The sequence below is a fragment of the Acidovorax radicis N35 genome (assembly GCF_000204195.1).
Lineage (GTDB): Bacteria > Pseudomonadota > Gammaproteobacteria > Burkholderiales > Burkholderiaceae_C > Acidovorax > Acidovorax radicis.
Genome location: NZ_AFBG01000024.1, coordinates 17774 through 36024, shown reverse-complemented (window position 1 = coordinate 36024; position 18251 = coordinate 17774). Strand labels below are relative to the sequence as shown.

The 18251-nt window shown below is 66.2% G+C and carries 17 protein-coding genes; 6 read left to right on the top strand and 11 right to left on the bottom strand.

What is annotated here, in order from left to right:
* Entirely contained in the window at positions 1 to 1233 is a 1233-nt protein-coding gene (gene gspF, locus ARADN35_RS0123400; RefSeq protein ID WP_010466493.1) for a type II secretion system inner membrane protein GspF, read from the bottom strand.
* Between the two features lie 230 nt (positions 1234 to 1463).
* Between gspF and ARADN35_RS0123395 the strand changes: the two genes are divergently transcribed.
* Together ARADN35_RS0123395 and ARADN35_RS0123390 are read left to right on the top strand one after the other, a co-directional pair.
* Positions 1464 to 2213 (top strand): SDR family oxidoreductase, encoded by a 750-nt coding sequence (locus ARADN35_RS0123395; RefSeq protein WP_010466490.1) that lies wholly within the window; start codon positions 1464 to 1466, stop codon positions 2211 to 2213.
* A gap of 233 nt (positions 2214 to 2446) precedes the next feature.
* A complete protein-coding gene (locus tag ARADN35_RS0123390; protein ID WP_139019237.1) occupies positions 2447 to 3223 on the top strand; it encodes a hypothetical protein in 777 nt (258 codons plus the stop codon).
* Positions 3224 to 3227: 4 nt separating this feature from the next.
* Here ARADN35_RS0123390 and ARADN35_RS0123385 read toward each other — a convergent pair whose 3' ends face one another.
* The gene (locus tag ARADN35_RS0123385; protein ID WP_035198588.1) at positions 3228 to 4259 is read right to left on the bottom strand and encodes an LLM class flavin-dependent oxidoreductase; all 1032 of its coding nucleotides are present in this window, start codon (positions 4257 to 4259) and stop codon (positions 3228 to 3230) included.
* Positions 4260 to 4461: 202 nt separating this feature from the next.
* Here ARADN35_RS0123385 and ARADN35_RS0123380 point away from each other — a divergent pair, with 202 nt between their 5' ends.
* Both ARADN35_RS0123380 and ARADN35_RS0123375 read left to right on the top strand, forming a co-directional pair.
* Complete coding sequence (locus tag ARADN35_RS0123380) at positions 4462 to 4947, top strand: CZB domain-containing protein (protein ID WP_010466485.1); 486 nt, start codon at positions 4462 to 4464, stop codon at positions 4945 to 4947.
* A 357-nt stretch (positions 4948 to 5304) separates the two neighbouring features.
* Positions 5305 to 6057: a M48 family metallopeptidase gene (locus ARADN35_RS0123375; RefSeq protein ID WP_029414342.1), complete on the top strand. Its 753-nt coding sequence runs from the start codon at positions 5305 to 5307 to the stop codon at positions 6055 to 6057.
* Positions 6058 to 6194: 137 nt separating this feature from the next.
* Here the strand turns inward: ARADN35_RS0123375 and ruvC are convergent, their stop codons facing one another.
* The 4 genes from ruvC to ARADN35_RS0123355 form a co-directional block, all read right to left on the bottom strand.
* On the bottom strand, positions 6195 to 6743 hold the full coding sequence (ruvC, locus tag ARADN35_RS0123370) for a crossover junction endodeoxyribonuclease RuvC (RefSeq protein WP_010466481.1): 549 nt from the start codon (positions 6741 to 6743) through the stop codon (positions 6195 to 6197).
* Between the two features lie 81 nt (positions 6744 to 6824).
* On the bottom strand, positions 6825 to 7817 hold the full coding sequence (locus ARADN35_RS0123365) for a phosphatidate cytidylyltransferase (protein WP_010466479.1): 993 nt from the start codon (positions 7815 to 7817) through the stop codon (positions 6825 to 6827).
* A 172-nt stretch (positions 7818 to 7989) separates the two neighbouring features.
* The gene (locus tag ARADN35_RS0123360) at positions 7990 to 8763 is read right to left on the bottom strand and encodes a lysophospholipid acyltransferase family protein (RefSeq protein ID WP_010466477.1); all 774 of its coding nucleotides are present in this window, start codon (positions 8761 to 8763) and stop codon (positions 7990 to 7992) included.
* 63 nt (positions 8764 to 8826) lie between these two features.
* Positions 8827 to 9738 carry an AraC family transcriptional regulator gene (locus ARADN35_RS0123355; RefSeq protein WP_244265942.1) on the bottom strand — a complete coding sequence of 304 codons (912 nt, stop codon included), beginning with the start codon at positions 9736 to 9738 and terminating at the stop codon, positions 8827 to 8829.
* Positions 9739 to 9814: 76 nt separating this feature from the next.
* Here ARADN35_RS0123355 and ARADN35_RS0123350 point away from each other — a divergent pair, with 76 nt between their 5' ends.
* Positions 9815 to 11266: a cytochrome P450 gene (locus ARADN35_RS0123350; RefSeq protein WP_035198585.1), complete on the top strand. Its 1452-nt coding sequence runs from the start codon at positions 9815 to 9817 to the stop codon at positions 11264 to 11266.
* 49 nt (positions 11267 to 11315) lie between these two features.
* Here ARADN35_RS0123350 and ARADN35_RS0123345 read toward each other — a convergent pair whose 3' ends face one another.
* The 5 genes from ARADN35_RS0123345 to ARADN35_RS0123325 all read right to left on the bottom strand — a co-directional run bounded on the left by ARADN35_RS0123345 (position 11316) and on the right by ARADN35_RS0123325 (position 16389).
* The gene (locus tag ARADN35_RS0123345; RefSeq protein WP_010466471.1) at positions 11316 to 11645 is read right to left on the bottom strand and encodes a hypothetical protein; all 330 of its coding nucleotides are present in this window, start codon (positions 11643 to 11645) and stop codon (positions 11316 to 11318) included.
* A gap of 16 nt (positions 11646 to 11661) precedes the next feature.
* A complete protein-coding gene (gene mtgA, locus ARADN35_RS0123340; RefSeq protein WP_029414341.1) occupies positions 11662 to 12396 on the bottom strand; it encodes a monofunctional biosynthetic peptidoglycan transglycosylase in 735 nt (244 codons plus the stop codon).
* 33 nt (positions 12397 to 12429) lie between these two features.
* Complete coding sequence (aroE, locus tag ARADN35_RS0123335) at positions 12430 to 13278, bottom strand: shikimate dehydrogenase (protein WP_010466468.1); 849 nt, start codon at positions 13276 to 13278, stop codon at positions 12430 to 12432.
* 120 nt (positions 13279 to 13398) lie between these two features.
* Positions 13399 to 14259: an energy transducer TonB gene (locus ARADN35_RS0123330; protein ID WP_010466467.1), complete on the bottom strand. Its 861-nt coding sequence runs from the start codon at positions 14257 to 14259 to the stop codon at positions 13399 to 13401.
* Between the two features lie 54 nt (positions 14260 to 14313).
* Complete coding sequence (locus ARADN35_RS0123325; RefSeq protein ID WP_035198582.1) at positions 14314 to 16389, bottom strand: ribonuclease catalytic domain-containing protein; 2076 nt, start codon at positions 16387 to 16389, stop codon at positions 14314 to 14316.
* 280 nt (positions 16390 to 16669) lie between these two features.
* On the opposite strand from ARADN35_RS0123325, the gene ARADN35_RS0123320 reads away from it, so the two are divergent.
* On the top strand, positions 16670 to 18250 hold the full coding sequence (locus ARADN35_RS0123320) for a Wzy polymerase domain-containing protein (RefSeq protein ID WP_029414340.1): 1581 nt from the start codon (positions 16670 to 16672) through the stop codon (positions 18248 to 18250).
* Position 18251: the final 1 nt, after the last annotated feature.

Sequence of the window (18251 nt, the reverse complement as noted above, 5' to 3'; positions counted from 1 at the left end):
TCACTTCACGAACTGGTTGAGTTGGATGATGGGCAGCAGCACGGCCAGCACGATCAGCATCACGATCATGCCCATGCCGACGATGAGCAAAGGCTCCAGGATGGTGGCCAGCGCCATGGCGCGGCGCTGCACCTCGGTGGAAAGCTGCCGGGCGGCACGCTGCAGCATCACCGGCAACTGCCCGGTTTGCTCGCCCAGGCGCGCAAACATCGACAGCAGGCCGGGGAAGCGCTTTTTCTGCGCCAGCGCCGAGGCCAGGGGCGCGCCTTCGCGCACCAGCACCAGCGCCTCCAGCGCGTCGGCGCGCAGTGCGCGGTTGTTCAGTGTTTCGGCGGCGGCCTGCAGGGCCTTGAGGATGGGCACGCCCGCACCTGCCAGCATGGCCAAGGTGCCCGCAAAACGCGCTGCGTTGTAGCCGCGCGCCAGCTTGCCCACCAGCGGCAGGTTGAGCCAGGCGGCATCGAATTTTTCGCGAATGTGGCCGATGGTGAGCGCCCAGCGCGTGCCGAAAGCTATCAAAACAAAAGCAATCAGCATCATCAAACCATAGCTGCGCACAAAAGCGCTGATGCCCAGCATGGCTACCGTCAGGAAAGGCAGCGCGCGCTTGGTGCCTGCAAACACGCTGGCCACCTGGGGCACCACGTAGCCCACAAGGAACAGCACGATCACGATGGCCACGATGGTCACGATGGCGGGATAAAGCGCAGCGCCCACCAACTTGGCCTTGAGCGCCTGGCGTTCTTCGAGGTCGTCGGCCAGACGCTCCAGCACCAGGCCCAGATTGCCGCTGTGCTCGCCCGCGCCGATCACGGCGCAGTAGATGTCGGAAAACTCGCGCGGGTGCTGCGACAGGGCGCGCGCAAACGTGGCCCCCGCATTGACCTCGGCACGCAGCGCGGCGACCAGATGGCGCTGGCGTTCGTCGTCAGATTCTTCGGAAAGCGCTGTGAGGGCGCGTTCCAGTGGGAGGCCAGACGACACGAGCCCGGCAATCTGCCGCGTCCAGATCGACAGGGCCGTGGCGCTGAACACGGGCCGGGTGAACAGGCGCTGGCCGAGGCTGGCCGAGCGGCCATCCAGCGACTGGCCGGTCTGCACCAGCTCCACGGCCAGCGGCACCAGCGCCTGGGCCCGCAGCAGGCTGCGCGCGGCCTTGGCGGTGTCGGCCTCCATGAGGCCCTTGCGGGTCTGGCCCTGGGCGTCCAGGGCTTCAAAGGAAAAAGCGGGCATGCGGGCGTGGGCGGTAAGGCGTGGGCGTCAGGGAATCAGACAACGGCGGGTGGGGGCAAAACTGCCCTGCAGTCCGTGATGGTAGCCGCTACCCGAGGGCACTTGCCGCGCGGTGGGTCCCTCTGTCAGCGGCGTGACCCAGGTCAAGGTGCCGGTATGCCGGGCGCGCAGAATGAAAACGGACCTGTGGCATCGGGTCGCAGGTGTTCTGAAGGAACCAGGAGTCTTTCATGCTGAAGAACAAGGTGGCGTTGGTCACGGGGGCATCGTCGGGCATTGGGCGTGCCATTGCGCTCGTGTGGGCGCGCGAAGGCGCCAAGGTGGTGGTGTCGGATGTGAACGTGCAGGCGGGCGAAGAAACGGCTTCGCTGGTGCGTGCAGCGGGTGGCGACGCCATTTTTGTGGCTGCCGACGTGGGCAAGCCCACAGACTGTGAAACGCTGGTCAACCGTACTGTTGCCCACTACGGCCGTCTGGACGTTGCCTGCAACAACGCTGGCATCGGCGGCCCGCAGGCGGCCACTGCCGACTATCCGCTGGATGGCTGGGCGCAGGTCATCAACATCAACCTGTCTGGCGTGTTCTACGGCATGAAGTACCAGATCGCGGCCATGCTCAAGAACGGTGGCGGCGCCATCATCAATATGGCGTCCATCCTGGGCTCCGTGGGGTTTGCCACCGCGCCGGCCTACACGGCCGCCAAACACGGTGTGGTGGGGTTGACCAAGGCGGCAGCCCTTGAATACAGCAGCCATGGCGTGCGCATCAATGCTGTCGGGCCCGCTTTTATCCACACGCCGATGATCACCGGGCTGGAGCAGGACGCGGGCATCCATGCCATGCTGGTGGGCGCACACCCCATCGGCCGCCTGGGGCTGCCCGAAGAGGTGGCCGAGCTGGTGGCTTGGCTGGCGTCCGGCAGGGCTTCGTTTGTGACCGGGGCGTATTACCCGGTGGATGGCGGATATCTGGCGCGGTGAAGCGCCGGTTCGGTGTCTGGTCCGTCCACCACGGATGGCGGCAAATGGCGGTATGGCGCTGGCGTGTCTCGGGGCGGAATGCTTCCCGTGGGCTCGGATGTGGCGCGGGCGAGACGGGCCGCCGTAGTATGCAATCTAGGCCTGTGCCACTTGCGGTGCTTGCGCTTAATATGCGGCAGTTAGGGTTGCCGCCATGGCGCCGGCCCCAGTATTGACTCACTAAGGAGAAAAACGTGAACAAGACGACTGCCCTGGGAGGGGTTTTTGCCGCTTTGGTGTTATCTGCGTGTGGCGGAGGCGGAGATGAAGTGGTGGCGCCCCCGGCCAAACCTCCCGCAACCGTGGTCACGGGCGTGGAAGGCCTGTGGACCGGGGCGACCACCGACCCACTCAATGTGCAGGGTGTGGTGCTGGAGAATGGTGAAAGCTGGAGCATTCTGACCGACACGGTCGGAACCGTGGTGGGTATGTCGCTGGGTACCGTCCAGACAGCGGGCCCAGATGTCGTCTCTGGCAGCGGGCGTTTTCTCAATGTGGTCGATGAGGCAAACGTTGCCAACCGGAAGACGGAGCCTGTCAGCTACACCGGCAAATACGCGGTGCGGGACTCGGTGCAAGTCACGGCTTCCAATGGCGTGAAGTTCTCAGGCACCTATGGCGTGCTCTATGAACAGCCTGCTGTCGTGAGCGAGTTGCTGGGTAATTTCACGGGAACGGGCATTGGCAACCAGGTCAGGGAGCCCCTGATATCCGTCGCCATCACCACGGGCGGATTGGTGTCAATTCCTTCCTACCCAGGCTGCTCGGTGCGTGGGACCGTGGTGCCACGCGCCAGCGGCCGGAATGTGTTTGATCTGCCACTGACCTTCAGTGGGACCAGCTGCCCGGTGGGCGATGGTGTGGTCATCCAGAACGTCGTTCTTTACAACGACACGACCCAAGCGATCGTGATCATGGGTCAGAGCGCTAGCAAGGCGCAGACCTTCTTCTACACAGGGCAGAAAACCTAAGTCCTCACGGTCTTTGGTGGCGGTGCTCCCACGCTTCGGCGTGGGCCTGCGCCACGATGTCCAGTGAGCGCAGGCGCAGCGCCGGGTCGTGCACATCGCTCACCAGCATGAGTTCATCGGCCCCGGTGGCCTCGCTGAGTTGTTCCAGGCCGGTGCGCACCGTGTCTGGCCCCCCAATGACAGCGGCGGCCAAGAAATCGCCAATCGCGGCGCGCTCCTGCGGCTGCAGGTGCGCCGCATAGTTTTCGATGGGCGGCAGCAGGCGGCGGCGGTCGCCCGTCAAAATGCCCAGCACCCGCTGGTAGGTGCTGCTGGCCAGAAACTCCGCTTCTTCGTCGGTGGGCGCTGCAATCAGCGGCACCCCGATCGCCACATAGGGCTTGGGCCAGGCGGCGGACGGGCGGTACAGGTTGCGGTACAGGTCGATGGCCTGGTGCAGCAGACGCGGCGCAAAGTGCGAGGCAAAGGCATAGGGCAGGCCGCGCTCCGCCGCCAGCTGTGCCGAGAACAGGCTGGAGCCCAACAACCAGATGGGCACGTTGGTGCCCGCGCCGGGCATGGCGATCAGGCGCTGGTTGGGTTCGGCGGGTGCCAGCAGGCGCTGCAACTCGGCCACATCCTGCGGAAAGTCGTCGGCTGTTTCCACTCGGCTGCGACGCAGTGCGCGCATGGTGGTGGGGTCGGTGCCAGGAGCGCGGCCCAGGCCCAGGTCGATGCGGCCGGGGTACAGCTCGGCCAGCGTGCCAAAGGCCTCGGCCACCACCAGTGGCGCGTGGTTGGGCAGCATCACGCCGCCCGAGCCCACGCGGATGCGCGAGGTGCCGCCTGCAATGTGGCCCACCAGCACGGCGGTGGCCGAGCTGGCAATACCCGCCATGTTGTGGTGCTCTGCCAGCCAGTAACGGACAAAACCCAGCTTTTCAGCGTGTTGCGCGGTGCGCAGGGCAATCTGCAGCGCGTCGGCCACGGTACCGCCCTCTCGGACGGCGACAAGGTCGAGCATGGACAGGGCGGGGCGGGTGGCGTTGGACATCATCTGCGCATTGTCCGGCGGCCGCCACATCGGTGCTGGCTGCCGGCGCAGAGCTGGCAGGAACAGAAGGGTTGCCTTGCGCAGTTTTTACCAGTGGGTGATTTTTTGGTAGCCAAAATGGCGCCGCACCCACAGAATGTTTCAAGGCACTTCCGGCGGGACCATTTCCGGTGCTGCGGGCGGGGCGCCTTCACAGGGACCAAGCATGGGTTTTTTCAGCCGTTTGTTCAAGATCCGGGAGCAAGACCCCACCAGCCCCGACACGACCTGGGCCATGGAAGACAACGGCAGCGAGCTGGTGCTGGACGCAGAGTACGCCTCCATGCTCATGACCGAGATCGACATCGATGCGGCCATCGCCAGCCATGAGCGCTGGCGCCTGCAACTGCAGGACATGGTCAATGGCCGCTCGCAGGAGGTGATGCGGCCCGAGCGCATCTGCCAGGACGACCGCTGCGACCTGGGCCGGTGGCTCTATGGCACGGGGCGCGTGCGGCTGGGGCATTTCCCGGCGTTCGACATGCTGGTGGCCCGGCACAAATACTTTCACCAGCAGGCGGCCGATGTGGTGACCGCGTTCCAGGCGGGCGAGCAGCAAAAGTCTGTGCAATTGCTCAACAGCAGCTGCCGCCATGCGTCCAACCAGGTGCTGCTGCTGCTCAAGGAACTCAAGCGGGGCCTGGGGCGCTGACACCCTGGAGTGTTGCTGGCGTGCGCAGACAGGGGCGGTGCCCACCCTGCCATCGTGTGCTGGACAAGCTCACTTTTTAATAGCGAAAAATGTTTTTCAGCTAAGCGCTAGAGCCATTTTCACGTCAAATTCTGCGGTGATTTCCGCCACCACGCCTGCGCCAGGCCTTGCCGCCTCGGTCCACCCGCCAGCATCGGCACACAGTTCTTACATCTGAAGACACGGCCGCCCGTGAGAAACGGCACTTGCGTGGCTATCCTTCGGCGCGCGCCAACCATTGCTTGCAGTTGGTTGCGCAAAAACACAATCGATTCAAGACCAATCAAAAAACTGACTGACGTCAGAGAGGGAACCCCGATGGACCGCCGTAAATTGTTGACGCTCGTGACCCTGGCTTCCGGCGTGAGCGCCGTATCGCCCGTGTGGGCGCAGTTTGACCTGGGCAAGATGCTGGACGCGGGCAAGGACCTCGCCAAGTCCGAAAGCCTGTCGGACGAGGAACTCAAGAGCACGTTCGACCAGATGTCCGCCGAGATGGACCGCCAGAACAAGGTGGCCCCCGCAGGCAACCCCTACGCCACCCGCCTCACCAAACTCACCTCGGGCCTGGGCACGTACGACGGTCTCAAGATGAACTTCAAGGTCTACCTCACGCCCGAGATCAACGCCTTCGCCATGGCCAACGGCACCATCCGCGTGTATTCGGGCCTCATGGACAAGTTCACCGACGACGAAGTGCGCTACGTGATCGGCCACGAGATCGGCCACGTCAAGGCAGGCCACACCAAGGCCCGCATCCAGACCGCCCTGCGCACCAGCGCGCTGCGCAATGCCGTGGCGTCGAGCAACGGCAAGGCCGGTGCCATCGCCAGCTCGCAGCTGGGTGACCTGTTCGAGAAAGTGGTGCGCGCCCAGCACTCGCAAAGCAATGAGCGCGAGGCCGATGACTACGCCATGGGCTTCATGAAAGCCAAGCGCTACCAGCCCGCCGCCTGTGTCACGGCCCTGGAAAAGCTCGCCGCCATGTCGAGCGGAGATTCCACCAGCTTCCTGTCCACGCATCCTTCGCCCAAGGAGCGTGCTGATCGGCTGAAGACGCAGGTCGCCTGACCCTTCGCTGCTGCGGAAACCCTGGTGGGGCTGTACCGCGCTTTTGGGCGCGGTATTTTTTTTGCCCGGCTTTTGTGCCGTAGGCAGGCCGTGTCCGGGTGAATCAGCCGCCCCGATGCTCCGGGGACGCCTGGGGGTCAGTAGCTGCGCCCGCCCTTGTACATCGCATGCTGGCGCCGGTTGAGCGTGGCCGCTTCCCCCAGCCGGCCCATGGCCGCCCCGGCATGTGCGTGGGTGATGGCCATGCCCAGGCCGTCGGCGGCGTCGGTGCCCGGCAGGCCGGGCAGGCTGAGCAGGCGGCGCACCATCTCCTGCACCTGGCTTTTGGCGGCGCGGCCGTGGCCGACCACGGCTTTTTTCATCTGCAGCGCGGTGTATTCGGCCACCGGCAGGTTGCTCGCCACCAGGGCCGTGATGCAGGCGCCGCGCGCCTGGCCCAGCAGCAGGGTGGACTGCGGGTTGACGTTGACGAACACGATCTCGACCGAAGCCACGTCGGGCTCGTAGCGCGCTGCCACTTCGGTGATGCCGTCGAACAGGATCTTCAGGCGCCCGGGCAGATCGCCCAGCGCCAGCGTGGTGGTGCGGATGGTGCCGCTGGCCACGTAGCTGAGCTTGTGGCCGTCCATGTCCACCACGCCAAAGCCGGTGGTCTGCAGGCCGGGGTCGATACCTAAGATGCGCATTTGCTCATTATTTGATAGCTTTTTGCGCTTATCCATCAAGCGCTAGCGGCCATTTTTGCTTGTAAATTGACTGCCGATCGCTTAGAGACCGAAGTACCAGCGCACCGAATGGAAGAACACCGGCGCCGCAAAACACAGCGCATCCACCCGGTCGAGCAGCCCGCCCGCGCCGGTGACCGACATCCCTTGCATGCCCCAGCTCGTGATGCCACGGTCGCGCTTCAGGGCCTTCATCACCAGGTGCCCCAGGCTGCCCGCCACACAGGCGAGCAGGGCCATGCCCAGCGCCTGGCCGGGCTTGAACGGGGTGATGAACGTGAGCAGCCCGCCGGCCAGACCCCCGGCCGCCACACCGGCCAGCCAGCTTGTCCACTGAAAACTCTGGCTCACCTGCGGCGCCACGGGCTTGTGGGGGAAGCGCCGCCCCAGCAGGTGCTGCACCAGCATGCAGGTCTGCACCACAAACACCAGGAAGAACACCAGGAATGCGCCCTTGTCGCGGTAGCCCGGAAAGTCCAGCAGCAGCAGCGCGGGCACATGGCTCATGCCATACACGCAGACCATGATGCCCCACTGCAGCTTGGCGTTGCGCTCCAGAAAACGCTGCGGGTCGTTGGCCAGCGCGCTCACCACAGGCAGGGCCAGGAACACGTAGACGGGGATGAACACCGTGAACAGGTCAAAGTGCTTGCTGCCCACGATCCAGAACTGCAGCGGCAGCACCACGAAGAACGCCAGCACCAGGCTGCGGTGGTCGCCACGCCGCGTGGGCGACAGCGTGATGAACTCGCGCAGCGCAAAGAAACCCACGATGGCAAATAGCACCGTGGCCACCGTATCGCCCAGCACCCAGCCAATCCAGAACACCGTGGCCATGGCCCACGAGGTCTTGAGCAGGCCCCAGAAGCGCTTGGCCTCCAGCACGCGTGCTGCCGCTTCGGGGTCGTCGCTGGCGTGCTCGCGCAGATTGCGCACAAAGGCCCAGACGGTCACCACAGACAGGATGCCAAACATCACCAGGAACAGGGCGCCGATCTGCTGGGTGGCCGTGAGATTGCGGAGGAAGTTGTTCATGTCGTTGCCGCCCGGCCGCCCGAAGGCAAAGACGCTCCCCCCTGGGGGGCAGCGATACGCGAAGCGATGAGCGTGGGGGCTTCTAGTGCGGTTGCCGCCCGGCCGCCCGAAGGCAAAGACGCTCCCCCCTGGGGAGCAGCGATACGCGAAGCGATGAGCGTGGGGGTCATCTTTAAACTTCCCGCAAGGCGATCACGGCGCGGCGTGCGCGGTCCAGGAACGGGCGACGTTCTTCGCCCGCTTCCAGCTGAACAGGCTCCCCAAAGGTCACCGAGCACAGGATGGGCACCGGCACCACTTCGCCCTTGGGCATCACGCGCTGCACGTTGTTGATCCAGGCGGGTACCAGCACCACCTGCGGAAACATCTGCGCCAGCTTGAACAGGCCGGACTTGAACGGCTGTGGCTCGTCGCCATGGCCGCGCGTGCCTTCGGGAAAGATCACGATGGAGTCGCCGCTCTCCAGCGCGCGCACCAGCGGGGCCAGCGGGTCGGACTCGGGCAGGGCGGCGCGCAGCTCCTCGGGGCTGGGCGTGCGGGGCGGGGCTTCGGGCGAGGGGTCGGGGCCTCCGGCCATGGCGGTGTCCGTGCTGGCAGAGGCGACGGCCATCGCGTCCAGCGCACCGGCCGATCCAGCCGCCACGGGCACAGGGGCGCGCGCGGGCGTGGCCTGGCGGTCTACATACACGGCGTTGAACACGGCGGTGGTGATCCATTGCCGAAACGGTGTTTTGGTCCAGTAGTCCTTGGCGGCAATGGGCCGGGTGATGCTGCGCAGCTCTTCAGGCAGCGCCGCCCAGATCAGCACCATGTCGGCGTGGCTCTGGTGGTTCGCAAAATAAATGCGCTGCTCGGCCTTGGGCGGGCAGCCGTACCAGCGGGCCTGGGAGCCGGTCAGAAACCGCACGATCCCCAGCAGAAGGAAACTCATCAACTTGGCAAGCATGGCGCGGATGATACGTGGCGGTGTGCACCGTGGCGAAGGGCTGCCGCCGGGCGGCCAAAACCACTACACCCAGATGCGATACGCCCAGAACGCTTCGTCACCGTAAATGCCGTCATACAGCGCCTGCGGGGCGTAGCCGGTGATGCGCCGCGTGACGCGGCACAGGTGTGACTGGTCCGAGAAACCCGCGCCCGCCGCCACATCCGCCCACTTCACCGTGCCGTGGGCGGCGTCGGCTGCGATGGTGTCGAAGAACGCCTGCTCGGCCTTGCCAAAGCCGCGCAGCTCGCGCAGCGGCAGCCCGGCCCAGCGCTTGATGCGGCGCTCCAGCTGGCGCAGGCTGCGGCCTGGGGCCGACACGGCGGCGCGTTGCGCGAGGTGCATGGCCCAGTCGCCATAACGCTGCGCCTGCATTGCTTGCACGGGTCGGCAGGCTTGCCAGCGGGGCTCCAGAAACGCCTCCAGGCACTCCATGCGGGCGGCGTCATCGGGCTGGTGCTGCACGGCCTCGCACATCGTTATCCAGTCGGGCGGCAGCAGGGTTTGCGCGTCCAGCATGCGGTCGGTCAGCGCCTCAGGCTCCAGGCCGGTGAGCTGGTGCAGCGCATCGGGCATGAACATCACCATCATGGCGTGGGTAGGCTCGGCGCAATAGCTGGTGCTGGGCCGGGTGTGCGGGCCCGTCAGCACCCAGCGACCCGGGTAGGCCTCGCGCGGGCTGTGCACGCCGGGCATGGTGTCGGGGCGCTCAGGCACCAGGCATTCGCTGCGGCCCTCAAACCACCAGCTCAGGCTGCACAGCGGTGTGGCCGGAAAGCGGTTGATGCGCTGCTCGTCAGAGAGTGTGTGGCCCAGCGTGCTGCGCACCATGGCGCCGCGCAGGCAGGCCGACAGGCTCGCGCGCGGTAGCCACAGCTGGCCCGAGGGGATCAGCCCCTGTGGATGCCGTGCGGAAGGTGGGACCAAGGTTGCCATGCGCCGCGAGTGTAGGCGAGTTGCGATGTCGAATTCGTTCAATACCCGGCCGCTGTTGCACCGCAACATGCACGCCATGACCCACACCACCACCGCCACCCCATCGATGCCAGCGACACCTTCCCCCTCTGCGCAGACTGCACCAACCCGGGGCCTCCAGCCCGGTGGCCCGGCCAGTCGCTGGTGGGGCCTGCCCTTGCTGAGGGAGATGCGTGCCGATTACCTCGGTTTTGTCACCCGCCTGCAGCGCGACCATGGCGACCTGACCCGCATGCGCCTGGGCAACGAAGACGCCTGGGATCTTCTGTCGCCCGATCTCGTGCGCGAGGCGCTGGTCACCCACGCGGACCAGCTGATCCGCTGGGAACGCGGCATTGCCGTGTTCGAGCAGGTGTTCGGCCAAAGCGTGCTGGTGACCGAGGGCGACACCTGGCAGCGCCAGCGCCGCATGCTGATGCCAGCCTTCAGCCCCAAACGCGTGGCGGGCTATGCGCAACTGATGACCGATGCGGCCCGCAGCGCGCTCGACGCGGCCGTGCCCGCAGGCCAGGCCGAAGCCCTGGTGCCCATGGACACACTCTGGACCGATGTGGCCATGGACGTGATCCTGCGCACGCTGTTCAGTGAGTCGGCAAAGGCCGATGCGCGCGATGCCGCCTGGGCCACGCAGACGCTGTCGGAGACGGCGTTCCGGGAAATGTTCATGCCCTTCACGCTGCCCGACTGGCTGCCCCTGCCCGGCAAGGCCGCCAAGCGCCGCGCGCTCAAGGCGCTCAAGGCGCTGGTGCAGCGCCACATCGATGCGCGCAGACGGGAAGAGAACGACCCGGCCGGTGCCCCACCACCGCGCACCGACTTGCTGCACATGCTGCTGGCGTTGCGCGACGAAGGCACTGGCGAGCCGCTGTCGCCGCAGGAAGTGTTCGACCAGTGCATGGTCAGCTTCCAGGCCGGGCACGAGACCAGCGCCACCACGCTGCTGTGGTGGAGCCGCGTGATGGCCGAACATCCCGAGGCCGCGCAGCGCGCGCAGGCCGAGGTGGACAGTGTGCTGCCCCCGGGCCAGACGCCTGGCCCCGAGCACCTGGCCCGGCTGCCCTTTCTGGCAGCCACGCTCAAGGAGGCGCTGCGCCTGTACCCCCCCATCGCCGCGCTGATGACCCGGCGCACCACCGCACCCATCACGCTGGGCGGCGTGGAGGTGCCAAAGGGCGCCATGCTGCGCATCACGCCCTGGGTGCTGCACCGGGATGAGCGCTGGTTTGCCCGGGCCGACCAGTTTGTGCCGGAGCGTTTTCTGGACGATGCCCCGGCCATCCCCAAAGGCGCGTGGATACCGTTTGGCTTGGGCCCGCGCGTGTGTATAGGTCAGCACTTTGCGATGCTGGAGATGACGCTGCTGGCGGCCATGCTGCTGCAGCGGTACCGGTTGCGGCTGCCGGAGGGGGCGCCAGCCTGTGCGCCGAAGCTGCATGTGACCTTGCGTCCGGAGATGCCAGTGGCGCTGCTGCTGACGCGAAGGGGATAGACGCTTTCGTCTATTGAACTAGGCACTCCAGTTTGATGCCAAAGTGCTTCTACGCAGAGGTGCGTCGCCGATTCTTCAAAAACCGATAGATCGAGATGTAGGCCCACCACTGCGGCCCGCAGAGGGTAGTCCACACCAGTTGCTTGAAGGCCATAAAGGCGGCGAAGTCCTGGCCATAGAGAGCCTTCGCGGCAAGTGCGGCGGGCAACCACGAAGGGAAGTTCAGTGTTACCAGCACGGCCTCGGCATAGCCCGGGACGCTACAGCATGCTGAAAGCGGAATCCGGCCGTAGGCGACCCCGATGCTCCAGGCGCTAAAGACAGCGACCAAAGCGATGTTCGCGGCAACCACCCAACGCTCGGTGTGGGTGAATTTCATCAGCAGGTGGGGTCCTTCACGGCAGCTCCGCCCCCCCCATCCGCGCCAGGATGGTCCGCGTCCGCCCCGCCAGATACGCCGACCCCGGCGTCTTCTCAAACCGCTTGGGTGCGGGCAGCATCACCGCCAGGCGCGCAGCTTCGGCGGCGGTGAGGCGCGAGGCGCTTTTGCGGAAGTAATGCTGCGCGGCCGCCTCGGCGCCGAACACGCCTTCGCCCCATTCCACGCTGTTGAGGTAGATCTCCAGGATGCGTTGTTTGCTCAGCAGTTGCTCCAGCAGCAGCGTGAGCACAAATTCCTGCCCCTTGCGCAGCAGGGTGCGTTCGCCCGACAGCAGCAGGTTCTTGGCCAGTTGTTGCGTGATGGTGGAGCCACCCCGGATCTTGGGGGCGCGCACGGGGCGGTCGGGGGCGCGGGACTGGGCCTTGTTGGCCAGGGCTTCGGCCTTGGCGTTGCGCTCCCAGGCTTTTTCGATGGCGTTCCAGTCCACGCCGTCGTGGCTCACAAAACCATCGTCTTCCGAGGCGATGACGGCGCGCTTGAGCGGGTCCGAGATGCTGGCGTAGGGCACCCACTGCTGGCGCCAGGGGACGCTGCCCTTGGTGGTGAGCAGTGTCCAGGCCTCAGAGCGCTGAAAGCTGGTGGATTCGGGGTCGATGACCACCATGGCCGCAATGCGGACCACGAAGAACAGCTGCAGCGCTACGAAGGCGAGCACCACCAGTCCCAGCCAGCGCAGCACGGCTCTCATTGCGGTGTGTCTCCCCGTGTTCGGTGTTGTTATCTAGATGGCCTGCTGCATTTCCTGCAGCACCTGCGCCGATGGCGGGCGCACGCCGCGCCACAGCAAGAATGCTTCGGCGGCCTGCTCCACCAGCATGCCCAGGCCGTCACGCGGAATGGCGCCGTGGCGCCGGGCCCAGTCCAGAAAACCCTGGGCGGCAGGGCCGTACATCATGTCGTAGGCCAGGCAGCCCGGGCGCAGCACGTGGGCGGGCACCGGCACTTCGGCACCGGCCAGGCTGCTGGCCGTGGCGTTGATGATGACATCAAAATTGGCATCTAGTGCTTGTGGGGCAAGCGCTAGTAGCTCTGATTTTTGTAGCGATGCCAGTGCGCTGTGCGAATGCACCAGGGCCTGCGCCTTGGCCAGTGTGCGGTTGGCCACGGTGACGTGGCGGGCACCGGCCAGCAGCAGCGGGCCCAGCACGCCCGCTGCGGCGCCACCGGCGCCCACCAGCAGCACATCACGCCCCGCCAGGGAGACACCCGCGTTGCGCGTGATGTCGGCCACCAGGCCCAGGCCGTCGGTGTTGTCGGCATAGATGCTGCCGTCGGCGCGGAAGGTGAGGGTGTTGGCCGCACCGGCCAGCTGCACGCGTTCGCTGCATTCGGTGGCCAGACCGGGTGCCTCGGTCTTGAAAGGCACGGTGACATTGCAGCCGCGCCCGCCCTGGGCCGCGAAGTCGCGCACGCCCTGCGCAAAACCATCCATGGGCACCAGGCGGCGCTCGTAGGCGATGTGCTCACCCGTGAGCTGGGCAAAGCGGGCGTGGATGGCAGGCGAGCGGCTGTGCGCCACCGGGTTGCCCATCACGCAGTACAGGTCGGGGGCGAGAGGCGAAGAGGTCATGGGAACAACAAGGGCTGCATGCAGGGAGCGGGGTCAGGCCGGGGCTGCCGCGGAACTGGCTTTGCCAGGCCGCTGGCGGCGTCCCCCAGGAGGGAAGGCGCCGCAGGCGACTCAGGGGGCTTACCGAACACTGGTTTCGAGAGTTTGGTCGCGCGTGAACTTGAAGCGCGCCACCATGGCGATCTGGTCGGCTTTTTTGCGCATGTCGGCGCCAAATGCGCCAAAGGGGCCGGCTGCGCGGGCAATGGCCTCGGCGCGCCGGTCCAGCGTGGGGTTGCCCGAGCCTTGCACCACCTCGGTCTCCAGCACGCGGCCGTCGTGGTTGACGGTGACGATCATGGTCAGCTCGCCATACAGCTTCTTGCCGCCCTGTTCGGGGAAGTTTTCGGTGCCCTTGTCTTCCACCTTGCGGCGCAGGCCGTCGTAGTAAATGGCGTAGGCCTCTTCGCGTGTGGCGGGGCTGATGTAGCGCTTCTTGGGGCGCGAGTTTTCTTCGTTGATGCGCTTTTCGATCTCAGCCAGCAGCTTGACGAGCTGGCGGCGCTTTTCCTGCTCGTTCGCCTGCTCGGTGCTCTGGCTGGCCTGGCGCGGATCGGGCTCGGGCATGGTGGCCAGTTGCTTGCGCAGCTGGGCCAGCAGCTGCGCCTGCTGCTCCTGCATGGAATCCATCTTGCGCTGTGCTTCCTCAAAGTCGTCGCCGATGGCCGTGAGGGCCGAGTAGGGCAGGGGGCTGGTGGCCCGGCCCTTCTCGGCGTCGCCACCGCCTGCCAGGTTGGACTGGGCAATCGCCTGGGCCTTGTCGGGGCGCTCGTTGGACTTGGCATTGACCAGGATGACTTCGAGCGGCGTGTCCTGGAACACGCGGTTGAAACCCTCGGGGTCAATGAAGCGCACCGAGATGAGCGCGGCGTGCACGGCCACCGAGACGCCCAGCGCGAGCTGCAGCGTGCTGAAAGTGCGGAGGAAGGCGGGGAGTTTCATCGCCGGCAATTATCAGGGGGTATTTCGGGGCTGTCGGTGGCTGTGGGGGGGCAGTCAGGAAGCCGCGGCTGCCACAGCGGCTTCGGCAGGGGCCTCGTTCACATCCACCGCGATGGCGATCGGGCCGGCCACGGTGTCGTCGTCCTCGGCATCGTCCACCGGGCCGTCGTCGCTGGTGTCGGCCGGGTCGTCCAGGCGCTCGATCACGGTGCCGTGGATGTCGAGGGTGATTTCGTCCACCTCGCCCAGCTTGACCAGGAGGCGCGCGCCGCGCGGCAGGTTCTGCGCGCCCAGCACCGGGAAGACCAGCGGAATGTCGTCCGCCCGCACCAGGAAGCTGCCGCCCGGGCCTTCCTTGAAGACGGTGGCGTTCAGCTCGGTGATGCCGTTCTGCTCCACGTACTTGAGCGTCCAGAAGCGTTCCATGCCGCCCTGGTAGCCGTTGTAGGCGCTGTAGGCGCCGTCAAAGCTGCTGATGATGGAGAACAGGTCCGCATCCTTGGGCTTGAAAGGGGCGGCCAGCGCGGCGGTCTTGCCGTGGCGGGCGCAGGCAATGATCTGCCACTGATTGACCAGGTCGGTGTAGCGGCGCAGGGGCGAAGTAGCCCACGAATACGCTTTGACGCCAATGCCCGCGTGCGGCAGCGCCTTGGTGCCCATGCGCACCTTCACGCCCGGCGCCATGCTGGCCTGGCTGCGGTAGATGCCGGGCACGCCCAGCTCGGCCATCCAGCTGCCCCAGGTGCTGTTGGCCACGATCATGGCCTCCGCCACGATCAGGTCGAGCGGCGCGCCACGCTGGCGCACGCTGATCTGCACCTGCTCGTCGCCCGTGGGCTCGGCACCGTTGTTGCCAACCAGGCGGAAGTTGTAGTCCGGCCGGTTGAAGTTCTCGGGCTTGCCGCGCACCACCTCGCGGCGGGCCTTGAGGTCTTTGGCCAGGCGGTGCAAAAATGATAGCTGGGGGCGCAGGTCAGACAGGCGCTGCGGGTCGTTTTGGTGCTCAAAGGCCGGGTTGGACAGCCATTCTTCCGTCACCACCGCGTCAAGCTGGTCGTGGCGCAGGTTGGCGACCACATGCACGCGCTCGAGCTTGGTCTCGGAGCTCTTGAACTCCAGCGTGGCTTCGTCGATGGTCACGTACAGCGACACGGCCGGGTTGGCGCGGCCTTCGTCCAGCGTGTAGGTCTGCACCACATCGTCAGGCAGCATGGTGATCTTGTAGCCCGGCATGTACACCGTGGACAGGCGTGCGCGGCCCAGCTGGTCGATGGCGCTGCCCGGCTGGATCGCCAGGCCCGGCGCGGCGATGTGGATGCCCAGCACCACGGTGCCCGTGCCCAGGCCCTGCACCGACAGCGCATCGTCGATTTCAGTGGTCTGCGAATCGTCGATGGAGTACGCCTGCGCGGTGGACAGCGGCAGCTCGTCGGCAATGGCGGGAGCCGTGACGGCCGGAAAGCCCGTGCCCTTGGGGAAGTTCTCGAACAGAAAGCGCTTCCAGTGGAACTGGTAGGCTGAATCGATGGCGCCGGCCTTTTGCAGCAGGTCGAGCGGCGCGGTGTGCGTGGCGCGGCTGGCGTCCACCACGGCCTTGTATTCGGGCGCGTTCTTGTCCGGTTTGAACAGGATCTTGTAGAGCTGGTCGCGGATGGGCTGCGGGCATTCGCCGCGTCCGAGGGCCGCGGCCCACTCGTCGATCTGCGCAAGCAGGGCTTTTTTCTTCTCGATGGCGGCCAGCGCCTGCTGCAGGATCTCGGCCGATGCCTTCTTGAACCGGCCCTTGCCCGCGCGGCGGAAGTAGTGCGGCGCGTCGTACAGGCGGAACAGGGCGCCGGCCTGCTGGACCAGGGTGGCGTTCTCGGAGAAATAGTCGCGCGCCAGGTCGGCAAAGCCGAATTCGTCTTCGGGCGCGAACTCCCAGGCCAGGTCCAGTTCTATGGACTCGGCCACGGCCTGCGCCTGGGCGATGAGTTCCGCCGGGGCCTGCTTTTCGAACTTCAGGAGGATGTTGGCGGCCTTGACCTTGACCCGCTTGCCGGAGTCGAGCTCGACCTGGGCGGATGTGTCGGCTTCGGACAGGATACGGCCGGCCATGAATTTGCCAGCTTCTTCAAACAATGCATGCATGGGCGGCATTGTCCCATGGGTGCCAAGCCGGTCCGGCGGCCCATAGGAACCTGCCGGATTTGGAAATCGTCGGCTGTAAATCGGCCGCAGCGGTCCATTTTTGGCTCCGCCGCTCTTCGAGAACACCGTCTTTTTGCCCCATGGCTCGGCTATGGGGCTGCAAATTCGGCAAAAACTGTCCTCGCTGGGGCCGGTTTCCGCTATCGACGCTCCAAGTCCGACAGGCTCCTAGGCCGCCCCTATGATCCAGGGCTTTACACGATGGCCCGGTTCTTTCGACATGTTTTTTGATGCCATTGCCGTTCCGCTGGCCTTGCTCGCAGTGGCTTTGCCGTTTCTGTTTGCCGTCACCGACGCCCCGATCGCCAACTTCTGGCCGCTGTTGACGTCCTGGGTGTGTGGGGCGGTGCTCTTGCTGCTGGCTGCCGGGTGGGCACGCGCCGGGGTATGGCGGCGCCAGGGGCCTGTGGGGTGGGGTTGGCTGCTGGCGGGTGGGCTGGGATTGGCTGCGCTGGTGGCCAGCGTCATCGGACTGGTGCAGTACCTGGTCGGCGACGTGGGGCTGGGGCCGTGGATTCACGCCTCGGTGCCGGGCCAGGCGGTGGGCAACCTGCGCCAGCGCAACCAGCAGGCCACCCTGCTCAGCCTGGGCGCATGGGCCTGGCTGTGGTGGACGCTGCATGCCCGGCCGCAAGGCAGCGCGGACTTGATCGGGGCGCCTGCAGGTCCAGGCCGGCTGCCTTTCTCGGGGTTGTGGAACATGCTGGCCCCCGTGGTCCTGATGTGGATCGCTGTCGGCGGGGCCGCCACGGCATCGCGGACCGGGGTGGTGCAATGGCTGCTCATCCTGGCGCTTCTGGCTCTGTGGCGTGGCGCGGGCCGTGGTGGGGCGCTGCGCCTGGGCATTGCGGGTTTTGCGGTTTTTCTGGTGGCTGCCTGGGTGTTGCCCGAGGCGCTCTGGAAGTTCCAGGGCGTGCGTGCCGATGCCCTGTTCCATCGCTTCACCGATGGGTCGCACGCCTGCACCAGCCGGCGGGTGTTGTGGTCCAACGTGCTCACCCTGATGGCGCAGAAGCCGTGGCTGGGCTGGGGCTGGGGCGAGCTGGATTACGCGCACTACATCACGCTGTTCCCCGGCGAGCGCTTTTGTGTGCTGCTGGACAACGCGCACAACCTGCCCCTGCACCTGGCCGTGGAGCTGGGCCTGCCCGCAGCCGTGGCGTTGTGCGGGGCCGTCGTTGCATGGGGCCTGTGGGCCCGGCCTTGGCGCGAAACGGAGCCTGTGCGCCAGCTGGCCTGGGGGGTGTTGGCGATCATCGGATTGCACAGCATGCTGGAATACCCGCTGTGGTACGGGCCGTTCCAGTTGGTGGCCTTGTTGTCGGTGGCAATCCTGGTCTGGCCCCGGCGCGATGAAGAATCGGAAGGACACGCGTGGCGAGCGGGGGCTGCGGCGCTGGTGGCCGCCGTGGCGATTCTGGGGGTGTGTGGTGTTGCCGCCTGGGACTACCACCGCGTGAGCCAGCTTTACAAGCCCAGCGCGCAGCGGGCTGCGGCGTACCGCGAGGACACGCAAGCCAAGGTGTCCCATTCGCTGCTGTTTTCAAGCCAGCTGGATTTTGCGCGCTTGACCACCACGGGGCTGACCCGGGACAACGCAGCGCGCATGAACGCCCTGGCCCAGGAGCTGCTGCATTACTCACCCGAGCCCCGCATCATCGAGGCGCTGGTCGAAAGCGCCGTCATGCTGGGCAAGGACGACGAAGCGGCTTTCCACATGAAGCGCTACCGCGCGGCCTACCCGGACGACTATGCCCGCTGGATGGGGGCGGGAGGCAACCGGGCATCCCAGGCACATTGAA